Genomic DNA, 17,755 nt, shown 5'->3' with positions numbered 1-17,755 from the left:
ATCTAGTTTGCTTCTAAAGAGAGGTTTTAATCGCCTGCTGTATTAAACTAGTGTTTCCCGTTAGTTCAATCCTTTGTATGCTATTCCGTCAATCATCATAAGACAATCAGAGTCAAAAAACTCTGTCGTAGATGTCATTCTAGCAGGGAATTTATCCTTTTCAAAATACTCACAAAAAACCTGTTCCATTTCAGGTAAGTCCTTAATGTACTTTAGGTATACATTCACCTTAACAACATTATCCAGTGGTACATCAAGTTGATTAAGAGTCTCTTTTAAGTGTGAGAAAGTATTGTGAATCTGTTCTGTAAAGCTCTGTCCAAAACCCCGATGTAATCCGAGAAACACATAGTCACCAGCCGCAACAGCAGATGAATAACTAAATGGTGTTGAAATTCGATTTATCATATACATGAGCCTCCTATGTATTAAGTTCCATATTATATTTTAGAACATACGTTTTTAAATGTAAATATTTACTTTTTGTTGGCTCTCCACGCAATCCTGCCCGTTAGTTTAATGGGGCGTTATAGTCTAATACTTTATTTTCTGAGTCTAACACTTTATTTTTCAGTCCAACATTTTATTTTCTTTGGACATCTGATGCTTCCAAAAAATCCACATTTTTTGGAATTGCATCATTTCTTATACACCAAGTAGAAACGGGTGCCGTCCTAATAAGGACGGCACCCGTTTCAGCGAGAAATAGAAGGATAATTTATAGCGTGTAGCATAGAAATTCTTATATTTCAAAAAAAGACCGCATCTCAGGTTTTTGCCTGAAATGCAGTCTTTATGAACTCTACGAAAACCGGTTAGCTTAGCGGCTTCATAGAGCCATGTTCCCCTTACATCCGGTTGCCGTTGTAGCGGTCCGGGTCGGTGTCTGCGTTCATGGAGCCTCTGTTGCCCATGGCATTGCCAACCGTCGTGTCATCTCTGATTACACCAGGATTGGTTGCACCTCTGTCAGCGATGGGATCATTCAACGTATTGTCGCTATACAAGCTGTCGTATCTGCTGGCATTCAAGGAACGGTTGCCCTGGAATACATTGTGGATATCACGCCCGCGGCCATTGTCGTCCACCAGGACGAGGATTTTGCCGCTGTCCACATAACCTTCATATTCTTTGGCTTCATCCTCAGGGATACCCAGCCCAATCAGTCCGCCAACGAGTCCCCCTGCACCGGCACCAATAGCTGCCCCGCTCAGGGTAGCGACAATAGGGCCGGCGGCCAGAATAGGACCTATTCCCGGAATCGCCAACGCTCCGATCCCGGCAAGCAGCCCTGCGATCCCGCCGACGACTCCTCCGGTTGCCGCACCGGTTGCTACACCTTCCGGAGCCATGGTTCCTGTATCATCCGATATATTTTTCAGTTCGTCCCGGTCACGAGTAATTACTGAGATTTCATCATTGCTTACACCTTGCCGCTGCAGTCCCTCAATTGCTCTGGTCGCTTCTTGTTCTGTGTCGAAAACACCTACGATTTTGTCAGTCACTTGAAGCCCTCCTTCGTAATTGTCGTTCGCTACATTATTACCCGATCGGAGGCCTGCCAAACAGGCGGCAAGCATTTTTAGCAGAATCTCAGCGGAACACGGCCACATCCCTTATTTTGCAGGGCGGGTCCGGTTTGTCGGGGCCGCCTGCAGCGGATCATCCGGCCAATAATGTTTGGGGTAGCGGCCTTTCAGATCTTTTTTGACTTCGAAATACGTACTGCGCCAAAAGCTGGCCAGGTCAGCCGTCACCTGCACCGGTCTTCTTGCCGGTGAGAGCAGATGAAGCAGAACCGGCACCTGACCGCCCCCAATCCGGGGGGTATCCACTTGGCCAAACATCTCCTGGAGCCTGACAGCGAGCACCGGGGCTGCCGGGCTGCTGTAATCGACAGGAATCCGCGAACCGCTGGGAACCGTAATATGCGTCGGCGCTTCCCTGTCCAGAAGCTGCCGGCTGTTCCAGTCCAGCAATCCTTCCAGCGCTCTGGTCACCGGCACCCGCTGAAGATCGCGCAGATTGCGCATCCCCTGAATAAACGGCTGAAGCCATTCCTGCAGGGATGACAGCAACGCCTCCTCCGACACATCCGGGAAATCCGGCCGCAGGCCATGCAGGAACTCCATCCGCTGCCGGAGCTGAACCGTTGCTTTGTCCCAAGGCAGCAGCTTCAGCCCTTCTTCGGCAATTATACGAAGCAGCACCTGTTCAGTCTCTTCCGCAGTGGGCCGTTCATGAGAAGTTTCCTTCAGGATCAAGGCTCCCAGCAGGGTCCGCCGGCGTGCCTGCACACTCCCGCTCTCTTTGTCCCAGTAGACTTCGCGTTCCTCCTGCAGGCTGTCCTTGTGATGCTTCAGCAGATCTGCCTCGGGCAGCTCTGCGGCAAGCATGATCCGGCTCTGGCCGGCGCGGTCATCAATGCCGGCCGCTACAATATAGGGCGAACGCGTCAGCGGCTGCCCTTCCCTCATGGCCGCCCCCCGGCCGCCGGAGAGCAAAAACGCGCCATCGCCGCGTTTCTGCCCGATCCGGTCGGGGTAGGCGAAGGACAACAGCAGCCCGGTGAGGCTGATGTTGTCCGGCAGCGCACCCGGCGCGGCTCTAAGCTGCGCCAGGAAGCTCCGGCTCTCGCGCTGCACCGCGCGCAGAGCTGCCGGGTCCGCTCCGCCGCTGTCCGCAGCGGAGCGCTCGAACCTCAGCAGCGCCTCCACGCGCAGCATGAGGTCGCTGTCCAGGGCCGCGGGACCCCTTAACAGGTCCCGCTCCTGGAGCAGCGCCGCCAGCCGGCAGGCGAGCGGCGCCGCTCCAAGCTCTGCCGCGCGCAGCAGCATATGCGCGATGCGCGGGTGCGCGCCCAGCGCGGCCATGCTGCGGCCGTGCGGCGTAATGGCGCCGCCGGCGTCCAGCGCGCCGAGCTGGCGCAGCAGCGCCGTGCCCTGCGCATAGGGCGCAGCAGGCGGCGCGTCCAGCCAGAGCAGCGCCTCCGGGGCAGGCGCGCCCCACAGCGCCAGCTCCAGGGCGAGCTGCGCCAGGTCGGTCTCCATGATTTCCGGGACGCTGTCATCCGGAAGACGGGCATGCTCCTCCCGGCTCCACAACCGGTAGCATACTCCCGGCGCAGTGCGTCCCGCGCGGCCCCGCCGCTGGTCAGCCGATGACTTGGACACCGGAACCGTGGTCAGCCGGGGCATGCCTGTGCGCGGCGAGAATACCTGAGTCCGCCGCAGCCCCGTATCAATTACAGTCCGTACCCCTTCGATCGTCAAGCTGGTCTCGGCAATGGAAGTAGCCAGCACGACCTTGCGTTCGCCTGGTACAGAGGCAGCCACCGCCGCATCCTGCTGCACCTGCGGCAGCTGCCCGTAGAGCGGACGAAGCACTGTGCCCGGAGGGAGAACACCACTCTCCAATTCACGCTCAGTCCGCCGGATTTCACGCTCGCCGGGCAGAAAAACGAGCACATCCCCCGGCTGCTCGGCAAGCGCGCGGCGGACCGCTGCCGCAGCAGCTTGCTCCAGCGGCCTGTCTCCAGAGCCTGGAAGATAAACGGTTTCTACCGGAAAGGTCCGGCCCGGGCAATCCACTACAGGGGCTCCACCGAGCATTGCCGAGACCCGTCCGCTGTCGAGGGTCGCTGACATAATAAGAATCCGCAGATCCTCCCGCAGCACAGCCTGCGCTTCCAGGGTTAACGCCAGCCCGAGATCCGCATGAAGGCTGCGTTCATGGAACTCGTCAAAAATCACAAGCCCTACATCGCCAAGCGACGGATCACTTTGCAGCATCCGGGTCAACACGCCTTCTGTGACCACAACAATTCTTGTATCCGGGCCAACTTTGGTGTCATTGCGCATACGGTAGCCTACCGTTTGTCCGGCACTTTCGCCCATGGAGGACGCCATGTAGCTGGCGGCCGCGCGGGCGGCCAGCCTTCTAGGCTCCAGCATTAATATGGTTTTGCCGGCCATCCAAGGCTCATTCAAAAATGCAGGAGGCGTCCCTGTCGTTTTCCCGGCGCCCGGCTCGGCAATCAGAACTGCGGCGGCAGAGGTATTCAATATAGTTTTCAGCTCAGGGAGCACCTGTGTAATAGGAAGCTGCTTCATCTAATCTCTCCATAACTTGTTATAATGCGGTATCTCTCATATGATGGGTGAAACCCTATTAAATATCAAGCTTTTTGCATACAAATAGAGAGCCGCCCTGCCCTTCCGGGCAAGCGCCTCTCTTCATCTATTATTCTTCACGGGTGAGCTGTGCCTGAATCTGGTCACCATAGTCGGAGAATGCGCTGCTGTTCTCGAATCCGCGCTGCCGCATAAGCTCCTGAAGGCGAAGCCTTTTTAGCGTGAGCCTGGATTCCAGCTCTTCCCTTTCGCCATCTGCGGCAGCGCCGCTGCTGTGGCAAGCCGCGAGCATTTTTTCCAGCGTTACACATTCCTTGCGGAGCATAATTTCTTCAGGCAGCAGACCGGCGTTCTTCATGATTGTGAAGGACATCCTCAGCTCTTCCGGTACTCCGGACAGATCCTCCAGCTCCAGCGGTTTGCCATGTCCAGGGAGCTTATCGAATTCGCCGTTGCGCATAGCCTCCTGTATCCTCTGTTCCGCAAGCCAGGATAAAATCGACATATCAGCACTTCCCTCCTCTGCCGGAAGGCTTTCTGAATTCAGCAAGTCAACCCGACATGTTACAGTTTTGCCTATAGTTTAGCATAAGGAATGCGGTAAATCACCCGCCGGGAAATACCAGCACTTCATTTCTTTTTCAGATATCCGCGATCTCCATACGGCGATAGCTGCTCCAGCCATTTATTCTCCAGATCGGGCAGCAGTTTGCGGTATTTGGTGAGCTCGGATACTTCGGCTACGAAATCCTCTTCAGGCTTAATCTTCTCCAGAATTTCAAAAACAAAGGCTTTCTCCCCAAATTCCTTCCAGTCTGCCTGAAGCGCTTTATTATCATGATTTCCGATATCCAGCATGAACTTATGCTTGTTCCAGACGCCGTCCAGATTAATGCTGCTGCCCACAAAAGCCTTATCATTTCTGGTATTTACAATCCGGTAAACCCCCATCGGGCGGTGGGAATGCGCATAGTTATAGGCCAGCTCTTTACGTTTAGACTTCTCCATGATTCATGGTCTCCTCTTCATTTATAATTTAACCCAGTAGGTGCTTCCGTCAGGCTCACGGTCCAGCAGCCCGTAATCGATCAGATACCGCCGGAGCGTTACATAATCAGGGGAAGCTTCCTTCAAGAGAGCATTAACTTCCTTCTCCGTGTACTGGCGTCCGGTTTCAAAACGCTTGATCAGCTGGCGGAGAATAGCCGCTTTACGCTTCTGTTTCTTTGGGAACTCCGAGAGCGGACCGTCCGGCCCCTGCTTAAAATAAGCGCTCAGAATCTCGGCATTCTCTTCCTCGGTAATCGCAAACCGCTCGTCAACCATAGCCGCAGAACGCGGAATGCTGACAAAAGGCGAGGACGCCCCCGGCTTATCTTCGGCAAGCTCCATCACGGCAAGGAACAGCTTCGCCTGCTTCACCTTTTCCCGCAGCGTAAACCGGTGATTCCGCACCGTGGAAGTGCTGCCAATGCCGAGCTCCTTGGCAGCTTCTCCATCGCTCAGGCTGTGCCGGAAAGCATTCAGCAGCCCCTTCTGCAGCTCTGTCAGTCCGGTAAGCTTCTTATCCAGCCCCAGCAGCCAGTTAAACATACCGCCATGCACTTGTTCCACATGAAGAGCTGCATACTTCCCGGCTTCATAATAACGGCTGTCTTCCTTGTAGATCAGACCTTTTTCAAATTCCTCTCCGCAGACAAGACATGTATAAAAACCTGAATGCGCCCGCATTTCAAACCGGTATCCCTGCTTCAGCTCACTAATGGAGGCATTCCAGAACTTTTCCGAAATGCTAACCGATTCATTGTCTTCTGCCAACATGATCACCCAATTCATCATCAATTATATAGACATATTATCATTTCGTTTGTTATTTTACAACCATCTAATTAGAAAAGCACAAACAGCCTTATCCTTAGTCATCCCTGACTCATGGATAAGGCTGTTTCCTGGTTTTTATGACAAAAGCGATTCCGCGCCATCAATTATGATCTGCGCTCCGGTAATATGAATCGCGTCATCCGAAGCGAGAAAAGAGACCAGGTCGGCTACATTTTCCGGCTTGCCGGGGCCGTCAGCAAGGGGCTGGGCCCCCTCCGGGAACTCAATCGGGATGACGATCGTTTCCACTTCCTCATTAAATTCTGTACTTTCATCGATGTTAGTGGAGATCGCTCCCGGACAAATGACGTTAACCCGGATTTTGAACTTCGCCAGCTCCAGCGCCGCCATCTTGGCAAAAGCAACCTGTCCGGCTTTGGTGGTGCTGTACGGTGACCAGCCAAAGCTGGCGAACCGGCTGTTGCCGTTGATGGAGCTGGTGATGATGATGCTTCCTTTGCCCTTTTCCTTGAGATGCGGAATGCTGTATTTCAGTGTCAGGAAAGTCCCCGTCAGATTCACGGACATTGTACGCTCCCAGTCACTCAGACTCAGCTCCTCAATCGGCCCTACCGCACCATTGATGCCGGCATTGGCAAAAACAATGTCCAGTCCGCCGAAATGCTCAACAGTCCTGCGCACCGCCTCTTCCATACGCTTCTCGTCCGAAGTGTCCACATCAATGGCCAGGGCGCAGTCCTTGCGCAGCTTGTTCAACTTCTGTTCCAGAACGGAGGTACGTTCATTCACCAGATCAAACAAGGCCACATTTGCACCTTCACGGGCCATCTGAATCGCTGTCGCTCTGCCGATTCCGGAGCCCGCTCCTGTAATGATGGCCGTTTTACCGAGGAAACGCTTCTTTTTCATTATATTTGGGCTCATATGTACACTCCCTTTCCAAGTCGTCCACCATAGTGGCTCTGTTTCAAGATTACCCAAACAGGCCCTGATTATAATCATTTTATGCAAAATTTGCACAAACCCAGGTGCGACATGCACACAATCCCCCCACAAAGTAAGGCCTTTGCATGGAAGCTGATTCAGGTGCTTTGCGGGGCCCCCCATGTATCCTTTCTGGTAGGTCAAAAAAGCCCCGCTCCCGCGAGGCCACTCCTACACTCCTTCATTTCTCCAGCTGCCGCACATCGACCTTCACTGTCAGCGTTCCGCCAACCCCTCGGTAGACTCCTTTTACCGGAACGATATCCTTGTAATCCCTGCCATGCCCCAGCTTAATGTACCGCCAGTTCACTTCCATGTTATTCGTAGGATCAAAGCCCAGCCAGCCGGTGCCGGGAATATGCGTCTCCACCCAGGCATGCGAAGCCTGCTCGAAATCGGCATTGCCGCCCTGAAGATCTCCGACAAAATGATACCCGCTGACATACCGGGAAGGCAGTCCGGCACTGCGGCAGACGGCAATCATCAGATGGGCGTAATCCTGGCATACCCCCCGTTTGAGCTTTAGCGCTTTTTTCACGGTAGTGTTGACACTTGTGGCTTCGGGGTCATACGTAAACTGCCCGTAGATCGTCGAAGACAGCTTTTTGGTCCATTCGTACATATCCTCTGCTGCATCAAACGGATGCTGTGAAGCAAATTCAATCAGTTCAGGTGTCACTTCCGTATAACGGGTAGGCAGGATGAACTCCACATACCGGTTTTGGAACTTCTCATCGTTCAGCAGCTTCACCTGCTCCTCCAGCGGAATATGCGGCAAATCCGTGCCTTGCGCCTTATCCAGCGTAACCACAGTGGCCTTGGTGCGGATGACCATTTCGGTATGCGGCTTATTTACAGAATAAGCATGAACCCGGTTCCCAAAAAAATCCTCATACGTCAGCAGATTGGCCGGCGGAATTACTTCTACTTCATGATGGTAGCAGGATTGCCGGTAATTGGTGCGCGGCGTCAGACGGATTTCATTGACACTGTCCGTAACCGGCTCCGGGTAGCTGTATGTCGTCGTATGATCGATTTGTATTTTCATGCGGACACTCCTTCACGGCGAAAAAAGGCGCCTTCCATCGTTCTGCCCAGCTTCTGGCAGGAACCCATCAACGATTGCAGTACGTCCTCGACAAGATCGCCGGACATCTCTTCTTTTTCCATATAATCCAGCTCGGCCTTAATCTTGCCGGCCTGGCGGATAACCCGTTCATGCCCGGAGCCTTTCTCGGAAGAATCCAGCTTCAGCTTCGCTAAATGCTCCTCCAGCTTATGGAACGAGAAGCGGATCGAACGGGGAAAATAGGCATTCACGATCAGGAACTCCAGTATGCTCTCCGGTGACACCGCATCCGCATAATACCGCCGGAAGGCTTGATATCCGCTTACTGATTTGAGCACCGCCTGAAGCTGGGTGTAGACCGCGTTGATATCCTTGGACTTGCAGGATACCGTTACCGCCTGCAGAATCCGGGTCGTATTCTCTGCCCTTTCCAGAAACCGCCCGCTCTCGATAAACCGCCATTCATTGCCCCGCAGCATCACGGACTGCTCTGCACCGAGGAACATGGCAGCACGCTCTTTTACTTGCTGGTAGAACTGATGGGGACCGCTCAGAATTTCCGCCACTGACTGCTCTCCAAGCCACAAGTTGAAGCTGTTGATGATATCCCACAGTTCGCTGGGGAGATGCTGCCGCAGGGTGCGGAGATTATTTCTCGCCTGATGGACACAAGAGAACAAAGAATTAGAATTACCAAGATCAAGTGTAATGAAGGATAAAACATCCTGCTCGGAGAAGCCGTCAAACTGCTGTTGATATTCATTCCGGACACCCAGCGCATCAATCAGTCTGGACCACTTGTGTCCCTCCGCCTGGAAATCCTCTTCCTGTTGAATATGATAATGAACATCGATCAGCCGTGCGTGATTCTCCGCCCGCTCAATGTAACGGCCAATCCAGAACAAAGCCTCCGCGTTGCGATTCAGCATCGTACCACTCCTTCGTTAACGTATAGATGCCGCACTTTGTTAAGATATATGATTGTAAATGTTCCAAGCTAATGTTGTCCTGCCAATTCCTGCTCTTAAGCCATTACCCAGGTATCCTTCACACCGCCTCCCTGTGATGAGTTGACCACCAGCGATCCTTCCTTCATGGCGACACGGGTCAGCCCCCCTGGAATGACATGCGGCTTACGGTCCGAACCCATCAGCACAAATGCCCGCAGATCAATATGGCGCGGAGTCATGCGGCCTTCGGAGAGCACCGGTGCTCTTGACAGTGACATTATGGGCTGGGCGATATATCGGGCCGGATGGGCAAGGATTTTGAGCCGGAAATCTGCCAGCTCGTCTTTGGAGGCCTCGCTGCCGATCAGCATGCCATACCCGCCGGATAACGAAGTTTCTTTAACTACCATTTCTTCCAGATGATCCAGCACATACTGGCGTTCCTGTGTCCTGGACAGCAGATAGGTGGGGACATTCCCCAAGATAGGCTCTTCGTTCAGATAATACCGGATCATATCCGGGACATAGACGTACATCGCTTTGTCATCGGCCACACCGGTTCCCGGTGCATTGGCTATGGCAATATTTCCTGCCCGGTAAGCATTCATCAACCCGGCCACTCCCAGGAGTGAATTCGGCTGAAAAGCCAGCGGGTCTATAAAATCATCATCCAGTCTGCGGTACAATACATCCACGCGCCGCATGCCGTTCATTTCCTTTAGGTAGACCTTGTGGTCCTGGGCAACCAAATCCCGGCCTTCGACCAGGTGGATTCCCATTTGCTGGGCCAGAAAAGCATGTTCATAGTAAGCAGAATTGTATTCACCCGGAGTCAGCAGCGCAATCACCGGGTCCTTCGTCCGGGACGGGGAAAGGCTGCGCAATACAGAGAGGAACCGGTTCAAGCAGTGGTCCACATCCCGGATGGAGCTGGCCAAAGACAATTCGGGAAACAGCTGGTTCATCAGGGATCTGCCTTTAAATAGGTAGGAAAACCCTGAAGGTGTCCGCAAATTGTCCTCAAGCACATAATATTCCCCGTTGTGATGACGGATGAGGTCAATTCCAGAGGTCGTGACGTAGGCGCCGCCGGGCACCCGCAAACCGGACATCTCCGGACGGAAATAGCAATTAGAGAGGATCATGCGGCGCGGCACGATGCCATCTTTGACAATGTATTGCTCATGATAGATATCGTGTATGAACAGATTCAAGGCTGTAATCCGTTGAGCAATCCCGGCTTCCAGCCGCTCCCATTCCACTTTGGGAATAATCCGCGGAATCATATCAAAGGGAATCGTACGCTCCATAGGATGGTCCTGTGCAGGATTGTACAGCGTAAAGGTAATTCCCTCTTCCATCATCCGACGCTGCATCATTTTCTGTTTGAGCTGCAGCTCTTCGGGGCTCATCCCGGAAAACATGCGGTTCACATGTTTGTAATGCGGCCGGATACTCCGTTCATCAGCATACATTTCATCGTAAAAATGCTGCAGTGGATACGGAGACAGTCCGGGCAGAGGATCAAGTTTGGACATGAGCCCGACTCCTTTCGGATCAATATAATGTGTCATGTTTGTTGACAAAATAGTGTGATTTTCAGAAATGAACTACGAAAATATTAAAATATACATTCATCATACGTAAATGATATTGTCCATGTCAATATATATAACAGCATAATGGAGTATAGTATCCATCACACTTTCGTGGAATCGCTTCCTTTCTCAAAAAATGTTGATCAAGGATATGTATATGAAGAATACATAGAATTGTATGCGGGAGAGTTGACAAGCAGTACTATTATGAATTTTTCATATATTGAATTTTTATGGTGTTTTCCAGGAAAAAGAGCGGCCGGTGCTTCTATTAAAGAGGCACGGCCGCTCCTGGCGTCCAAGATTCCTATGGTTTGGTTAAAAAGCTGCTCTATTCCTGCTTTTCGTTATCCTCTTCCGCGGAAATCATACCGGCGAACAGAGCATGGACGAACTGGGTGGAGTCAAACGGCTGCAAATCCTCCATCTTCTCACCTAAGCCGACAAGCTTCACCGGAAGATTCATTTCCTGACGGATGGCAACGACAATCCCGCCTTTGGCCGTGCCGTCCAGCTTGGTCAGCACCAGGCCGGTGACGCCGCTTTTTTCGCCAAACAGCTTGGCCTGGGTCAAAGCATTCTGGCCCGTGGTGGCATCCAGCACCATCAGCACCTCATGCGGTGCGCTGGGAATCTCCCGCTGAATGACACGGAAGATTTTGTTAAGCTCTTCCATGAGATTGCTTTTGTTCTGCAGTCTGCCTGCGGTGTCGCAGATGAGCACATCCACATTCCGCTGCTTGGCAGCCTGCACGGCATCGAACATCACCGCAGCCGGATCAGAACCAGCCTGCTGCTTGATGACATCTACACCCGCACGCTGTCCCCAGACTTCCAATTGCTCTATGGCCCCCGCCCGGAAGGTATCGCCTGCGGCGAGCAAAACCTTTTTGCCCTCTTGTTTGTAGCGGTGCGCCAGCTTGCCGATGGTAGTCGTCTTGCCGACACCGTTTACCCCGACGAACAGAATGACAGTAATGCCGTCCGGATTTTCTCTCAGGCTGTTATCATCGTCACCGCGCAGCAGCTCCATCAGCTTCCGGGACAGAATGGGCTGCAGCTCAGAAGCATCCTCGATACGCTTCTGCTTCACTTCTACTCTTAGCTCCTCAACGAGAGTCATCACAGTATTTACACCGACATCCGCACCGATCAGAATCTCTTCCAATTCCTCATAGAACTCTTCATCTATCTTCTTGCGGCGGGAGATCAGGTCGGATACCTTCTCAACGAACCCCTTACGTGTCTTTTCCAGACCGTCGCGGAATTGTTTCGTTACGCTCTCCGTTTTGCCGGAGATACTTTCTTTTAATTTTCGGAAAAAGCTCATAGTGTTCCTCCTAAAAGTATGGTGAGCATACACATCTCTGAATCCATTGGGCTAAGCAATCTCCGCTTCCTCATCCTCCAGTTTAACCGACACCAGCTTGGATACGCCGCCCTCTTCCATCGTGACACCATAGAGCACATCCGCTTCTTCCATGGTTCCCTTGCGGTGGGTGACAACAATAAACTGTGTCTGCTCCGAGAATTCGCGCAGATACTGGGCAAAGCGCACCACATTGGCTTCATCGAGGGCTGCTTCGACCTCATCCAGTACGCAGAAAGGCACAGGCTTGACCTGCAGGATGGCGAACAGCAGCGCCATGGCTGTAAGTGCCCGCTCCCCACCGGATAAAAGCTGCAGATTTTGCAGTTTTTTGCCGGGAGGCTGGGCAACAATATCAATCCCCGTGTCCAGCATATGCTCTGGGTCCAGCAGCATCAGATCGGCCCGTCCGCCGCCGAACAGCTTGGTGAATACGGTGCCGAATTCACGGCGGATGGCGTCGAAAGTCTGCTTGAACCGTTTGGACATTTCCTCTTCCATCTCACGAATAACGTGGTACAGCGTGGTTTTAGCTTCTACCAGGTCATCCTTTTGGCCGCTCAGGAATGTAAACCGCTCATGCACGCGCTGATATTCCTCAATCGCTCCCAGATTCACCTCACCCAGCGAAGAAATGCTGCGTTTGAGACGCTGCACCTCCTGCTGGGCGGCAGGCACATCCTCTGGCACCGCATAACGCTGCTTCGCCAGTTCATAGCTGAGCTCATAGTCGTCGCTCAGCTTGCGCAGAATATTATCCAGCTCCACATCGAGCCGCCCTACAGCAACTTCTGTGGAGCGCAGCTTGTCGTCAACGGATTTGAGCGCCTGGCGCTGATCCTTGGTTTCGCCTTCGGCCAGCTCCAGCTTTCGTGTCAACGCCGCACGGTCAGCGCGGGCGAGATCCAGCTTGGCCGCCGCCTCTTCTTTTTTCAGCCGGTAGCTGTTCAGTTCTTCCTTCTGCTTCACAGCTTCCTTCGTGTTTTCTTCCAGATCCTTCTCTATCGTGATCAGCAGGCTGCGGTTCTGGCGCAGCTCTTTATCCTGCGAACCCGCATCGTGCCTCATGCGCCGCACCTGCTCTTCCAGAGAGAAAATCTCCTGGTCCAGCTTGCCCTCTGTGACCTTCATTCCGGTCAGCTTGCTCTGCAGCTCTTCCTTGGCCGACTCATTCGCCTTGCGTGCAAATTCAGCACTCCGGATCGCCTCGTGGGCATCTTTCTCTTCCTTCTCCAGCCGCTCAAGCTCAGCAGCCGCCTGCTTGCGGCTCTCCTCCAGCGCCCGGACCTCGCTCTCGAACCCGCTGCGCTCCGCACCGGCTCCGTCGACCTGCTCCTGCACATGGCGAAGCTCCTGCTCCAGCTGTTTCAGGTCACCGGAGACACGCTGCTCCTCCAGACGTTTCTCATCACCGTCATGGCGCAGTTCCTCCAGCTTCCTTGAAGCAGTCTCCTGCTCCTCCCGCAGCCGGCTGATGCCCTGCTTCAGCTTCGCAATCTGCCGCTCGCTCTCTTCAATCTCGCTGAACAACTGGTCCAGCTGACGCTTGCGGCTTAAGAGGCTGTTGTTCTTCTTATGCTGGCTTCCCCCGGTCATGGAACCGCCCGCATTGACAACATCCCCTTCCAATGTCACCACTCTATAACGGTACTGGCACTTGGCAGCAATGCGGTTCGCCTGTTCCAGGCTCTCGGCGATAACCACATTCCCCAGCAGGCTGCCGACTATACTTGCATATCTATCTTCGAAACCCACCAGCTCAGAACCAATTCCGACAAAACCGTCCGCACCTTCCACCATACTGCGGTCGCTTCCGCCGATCTGCCGGGCACGGATGACATCGAGCGGCAGGAAGGTCGCGCGTCCCAGTTGACGTTGTTTCAGAAAGCTTATTGCTTGCCGGGACACCGCCTCATTATCCATTACCACATGCTGGAGCGAAGCGCCCAGCGCCGTCTCGACAGCCATTTCCAGCTTCTCCGGAACAGAAATCAGCTCAGCGACAGCACCGTGTACGCCGCTTAGCTGACCTTTGCGCGCACCCTTCAGCACCTCTTTGACACCAAGCATGAATCCGTCAAAATCATCCTGCATTTCCTTCATCGTCTCATGCCGGGAAACCTGGGCTTCACGCTTCTGCTCCCATTTGCGGAGTCCGCTCTGTGTCTCCTCCAGCAGTTTCTGCCGTTTGCTGGTCTGCTCGCTCTCCGTGATGTAAGCGTTGCGCAGCGCACCGATTTCTTTGCCCAAGCCAGCAATTTTGTCCTTCAGACCGTTTTGGGCAGAGGTCAATTCCTTCAGCTTCGCTGTCCATTTCCCGCTCTCTTCCTGGCTGCGGCTCATTCTGCGCTCCAGGCTTTCCTTCTGCTGGTCCGCATAGCGGATTTCATTCCGGGCCTGGGCCATCAGATTCATCAGCTCCAGGAGTGCACTCTTCAGCTGCTCTTCCTTGCTCTGGTTAATGCCTCCGGCTACACCTTCCAGCCTGGACTCCTCATCCGCGAGCTGTGTTCGCAGCTCTTCCAGAGCCAGCCGCGATTGCTGCAGCTTATGCTCCAGCTCTGCAAGCTCACGCTGCCGGCCTTCGGAACGTTCTCCCACAGATCCGAGCGTAGCCAGCAGCTGCTCCCGGTTGCTCTCCAGATTGCGTCTGCGTTCCTTCAGCAGTTCACCGTAGCCTTCGCTTTTTTCATTGGCTTCACTATAACGAAGCAGCTGCTCCTGCAGTTTCTCTACTTCTTCTTCCAATGCGCGCAGCTCGGCGCGTCCGCTTTCAAGCTTAGCATCATGGGCCGTAACGATAGTGGACAGTTCAAGCTGTTCGTCTCGCAGCACTTCCAGACGGTCATTGCCTTCCTTCCACGCGGTATGTATGCCTTCGATCTGGTGGACATACACAGAGATCTCCAGCTGCTTAAGCTGCTCGCGCAGTTCCTTGTAACGGATTGCCTTCTCGGACTGCTCCTTCAGCGGTCCTATCTGATCCTCCAGCTCACTGATCAGATCATGAATACGCAGCAGATTCTGCTCTGTTTCATCGAGCTTGCGTCCCGCATCTCTTTTGCGTGATTTATATTTAACAATCCCTGAGGCTTCTTCAAATATGCCGCGCCGGTCCTCGGAACGGGTACTGAGTATTTCTTCAATCCGGCCTTGTCCAATAATCGAATAAGCCTCGCGCCCGATGCCGGTATCCATGAACAGCTCTGTGATATCCTTCAGACGGCAAGCCTGCTTATTGATTAAGTATTCACTCTCTCCGCTGCGGTGCACACGGCGGGTTACAGTCACCTCGCTAAAATCCAGAGGCAGCGCATGATCCTCGTTATCCAGCGTAAGCGACACTTCCCCGTAGTTCACGGCCTTGCGCGCATCGCTCCCGGCAAAGATAATATCCTCCATCTTGCCGCCGCGAAGCGATTTGGCGCTTTGCTCGCCCAGCACCCAGCGGATACCGTCGGAAATATTGCTTTTGCCGCTGCCGTTCGGACCTACTACGGCTGTAATTCCGCGCACAAATTCCATTTCCGTTTTATCGGCAAATGATTTAAAGCCAGCTAATTCAATCCGTTTCAAAAACATACCCTCTTATTCACCTCTGCCCCATTATACCATAGCGGTTCACCGCCTAAAATAGCCCTAAAACACCGGAGCTGGCGGACTTCAGCTCCTCTTTGCCACAAGCAGAAGCGGCATCGCCATCCTTTATAAGGATTGTACCGTTTCAGCGAGACGGGTGTATTCCGAAAAAGAGCAGCAAAAGTCTGACCTCCGCCTGTACGCCGGCATTCAGACCATTGCTGCTCTCCTCCGCTAGACTAAAAACAAACCTTAAACCTGCAGCCCGGCACTCAAGCGCCATCTTCCTTCAGCCGCAAAAGTGCTGCCGCTGCCGCCTGCTGCTCCGCTTCTTTCTTGGAGCGACCACTGCCGCTGCCAAGTGACCGGCCCGCCATATAAACCTCAGAGACGAATTCCCGTTCATGTGCCGGTCCGCGTTCTTCAATAATCCGATATTCCAGCGTACCCATTCCGTGATGCTGAATCAGCTCCTGAAGCTCCGTCTTGAAATCGCTCATCTGCATTTGCAGCTTGCCGTCCGTCTCCACCAGCGGGAATACATGATTATCCAGAAACCGCCGGGCCGTTTCCAGCCCCTGGTCCAGATAAAGCGCTCCCACGAAGGATTCGAACACATCTGCGAGCAAGGCCGGGCGGGTTCTGCCGCCCGTAAGTTCTTCCCCTTTACCCAGCAGTACATAGCGCCCAAAACCCAGACTCTCGGCAAATCTGACTAAGGATGGCTCGCATACGATTGCCGCGCGCAGCTTGGTCAGTTCACCTTCAGGTCTGTCCGGAAGCAGATTGTACAAATATTCAGACACCGTCAGCTCCAGAACCGCATCGCCCAAAAATTCCAGGCGTTCGTTGTCCTGATGCTGATTGAACCGGTGTTCATTCACATATGAGGCATGGGTAAAGGCCTGCTTCAGAAGTACAGCATCGTGAAATTGGATTTGAAGTTGGCTTTGTAACTGCTTCAGGTCTCCTTTCACCGCACTGTCCCCTTACTGATTATATTTTTTGAGAATTACCGTGGCGTTATGTCCTCCGAAGCCGAAAGAATTCGACATAACGATGTTAAGATCTGCTTTGCGCGGAACATTCGGAACATAATCCAAATCGCATTCCGGGTCAGGATTGTCCAAATTAATGGTTGGCGCAATCATACCCTTTTGCAGAGACAATCCGCATATAATGGCTTCCACACCTCCGGCAGCACCAAGCAAGTGGCCTGTCATGGATTTGGTGGAGCTGATCGCAACCTTGTAGGCATGTTCTCCCAGAGCCTTCTTAACAGCAGAAGTTTCCGACTTGTCGCCTACAGGTGTGGAGGTTCCATGCGCGTTAATGTAATCGATCTCTTCAGGCGCAATTCCGGCATCACGGATCGCCATCTTGATGCAGCGCGCTGCACCATCCGGGTCCGGCTCTGTCATATGGTGGGCATCCGCGCTGAGACCGTAGCCAATCACTTCCGCATAAATCTTGGCACCGCGTTTCTCGGCATGCTCCAGTGATTCAAGAATCAGAATCCCTGCACCTTCGCCCATTACGAACCCGTCACGGTCAATGTCAAACGGACGGCTGGCCTTCTCAGGCTCTTCGTTATGTGTAGACATCGCTCTCATTGCACAAAAGCCAGCCATTCCGGTTGGACGGATGGTAGCCTCCGAACCGCCACAGATCATTGCGTCCGCATCGCCGCGCTGGATCAGACGGAAGGACTCCCCAATCGAATGACTTCCTGTTGCACAGGCCGTCACTGTTGTTGTGTTCGGACCTTTTGCACCTAAACTGATTGACAGCTGCCCTGAGCCCATGTTGGCAATCATCATGGGAATAAAGAACGGGCTGACACGTTTGGGGCCTTTGTCCAAAAGAAGATTGTGGTTGTCTTCCCACGTGCCCAGTCCTCCAATACCGGAACCGACGGATACACCGATCCGTTCCGCATCGATATCCTCCCCGATCACAAGTCCGCTGTCCTTCAGCGCATCTTCTCCGGCAGCCACAGCGAACTGGACAAAACGGTCCATCTTCCGCGCTTCCTTGCGGCCAAACCGTGCCTCTGGATCAAAATCTTTGACTGAAGCTGCAATCTTGGTAGTATACTCACTGACATCAAAGGTATCTACCGTTGAGATTCCGGACTTTCCGCTCATCAGATTATCCCAGAACGTATCCAAATCCGTACCCAGCGATGTTATCACGCCCATACCTGTAACAACTACTCTATGACTCAAACA

Annotated in this window: 14 protein-coding genes; all 14 read right to left on the bottom strand. The window is 53.3% G+C overall.

The features are described 5' to 3' along the window. Positions 1 to 60 precede the first annotated feature (60 nt). A complete protein-coding gene (locus BLQ82_RS04105) occupies positions 61 to 408 on the bottom strand; it encodes a RidA family protein (protein ID WP_036684125.1) in 348 nt (115 codons plus the stop codon). 440 nt (positions 409 to 848) lie between these two features. Next, the gene (locus BLQ82_RS04100) at positions 849 to 1,505 is read right to left on the bottom strand and encodes a general stress protein (protein ID WP_074647737.1); all 657 of its coding nucleotides are present in this window, start codon (positions 1,503 to 1,505) and stop codon (positions 849 to 851) included. Positions 1,506 to 1,616: 111 nt separating this feature from the next. Next, positions 1,617 to 4,112: an ATP-dependent helicase HrpB gene (hrpB, locus tag BLQ82_RS04095; RefSeq protein ID WP_062527933.1), complete on the bottom strand. Its 2,496-nt coding sequence runs from the start codon at positions 4,110 to 4,112 to the stop codon at positions 1,617 to 1,619. A gap of 130 nt (positions 4,113 to 4,242) precedes the next feature. Then, positions 4,243 to 4,638 carry a DnaJ family domain-containing protein gene (locus BLQ82_RS04090; protein ID WP_062527931.1) on the bottom strand — a complete coding sequence of 132 codons (396 nt, stop codon included), beginning with the start codon at positions 4,636 to 4,638 and terminating at the stop codon, positions 4,243 to 4,245. Between the two features lie 125 nt (positions 4,639 to 4,763). Then, positions 4,764 to 5,141, bottom strand: a complete 378-nt coding sequence (locus tag BLQ82_RS04085; protein WP_062527929.1) for a GIY-YIG nuclease family protein — start codon at positions 5,139 to 5,141, stop codon at positions 4,764 to 4,766. A gap of 21 nt (positions 5,142 to 5,162) precedes the next feature. After that, positions 5,163 to 5,954 carry a DUF2087 domain-containing protein gene (locus tag BLQ82_RS04080; RefSeq protein ID WP_062528543.1) on the bottom strand — a complete coding sequence of 264 codons (792 nt, stop codon included), beginning with the start codon at positions 5,952 to 5,954 and terminating at the stop codon, positions 5,163 to 5,165. 135 nt (positions 5,955 to 6,089) lie between these two features. Continuing rightward, positions 6,090 to 6,899 (bottom strand): SDR family oxidoreductase, encoded by an 810-nt coding sequence (locus BLQ82_RS04075; RefSeq protein ID WP_039790931.1) that lies wholly within the window; start codon positions 6,897 to 6,899, stop codon positions 6,090 to 6,092. 241 nt (positions 6,900 to 7,140) lie between these two features. Next, positions 7,141 to 8,007 carry a transglutaminase family protein gene (locus BLQ82_RS04070; RefSeq protein ID WP_062527927.1) on the bottom strand — a complete coding sequence of 289 codons (867 nt, stop codon included), beginning with the start codon at positions 8,005 to 8,007 and terminating at the stop codon, positions 7,141 to 7,143. Beyond that, complete coding sequence (locus BLQ82_RS04065) at positions 8,004 to 8,957, bottom strand: alpha-E domain-containing protein (RefSeq protein ID WP_062527925.1); 954 nt, start codon at positions 8,955 to 8,957, stop codon at positions 8,004 to 8,006. Before BLQ82_RS04065 ends, BLQ82_RS04070 begins: the two co-directional genes overlap by 4 nt. A 95-nt stretch (positions 8,958 to 9,052) precedes the next feature. Continuing rightward, positions 9,053 to 10,516 (bottom strand): circularly permuted type 2 ATP-grasp protein, encoded by a 1,464-nt coding sequence (locus tag BLQ82_RS04060; protein WP_062527923.1) that lies wholly within the window; start codon positions 10,514 to 10,516, stop codon positions 9,053 to 9,055. Between the two features lie 391 nt (positions 10,517 to 10,907). Beyond that, the gene (ftsY, locus tag BLQ82_RS04055) at positions 10,908 to 11,906 is read right to left on the bottom strand and encodes a signal recognition particle-docking protein FtsY (protein ID WP_062527921.1); all 999 of its coding nucleotides are present in this window, start codon (positions 11,904 to 11,906) and stop codon (positions 10,908 to 10,910) included. A 51-nt stretch (positions 11,907 to 11,957) separates the two neighbouring features. Beyond that, positions 11,958 to 15,527 carry a chromosome segregation protein SMC gene (gene smc, locus BLQ82_RS04050; RefSeq protein ID WP_062527919.1) on the bottom strand — a complete coding sequence of 1,190 codons (3,570 nt, stop codon included), beginning with the start codon at positions 15,525 to 15,527 and terminating at the stop codon, positions 11,958 to 11,960. A 269-nt stretch (positions 15,528 to 15,796) separates the two neighbouring features. Further along, the gene (gene rnc, locus BLQ82_RS04045) at positions 15,797 to 16,501 is read right to left on the bottom strand and encodes a ribonuclease III (RefSeq protein WP_039839031.1); all 705 of its coding nucleotides are present in this window, start codon (positions 16,499 to 16,501) and stop codon (positions 15,797 to 15,799) included. Positions 16,502 to 16,513: 12 nt separating this feature from the next. After that, the gene (gene fabF, locus BLQ82_RS04040; protein ID WP_074647734.1) at positions 16,514 to 17,752 is read right to left on the bottom strand and encodes a beta-ketoacyl-ACP synthase II; all 1,239 of its coding nucleotides are present in this window, start codon (positions 17,750 to 17,752) and stop codon (positions 16,514 to 16,516) included. Between the last annotated feature and the right edge of the window lie 3 nt (positions 17,753 to 17,755).

It is taken from the genome of Paenibacillus jilunlii (genome assembly GCF_900102965.1).
Lineage (GTDB): Bacteria > Bacillota > Bacilli > Paenibacillales > Paenibacillaceae > Paenibacillus_AQ > Paenibacillus_AQ jilunlii.
The sequence above is the reverse complement of the archived record's forward strand: the minus strand, read 5'-3'. Positions and strand labels throughout refer to the sequence as shown.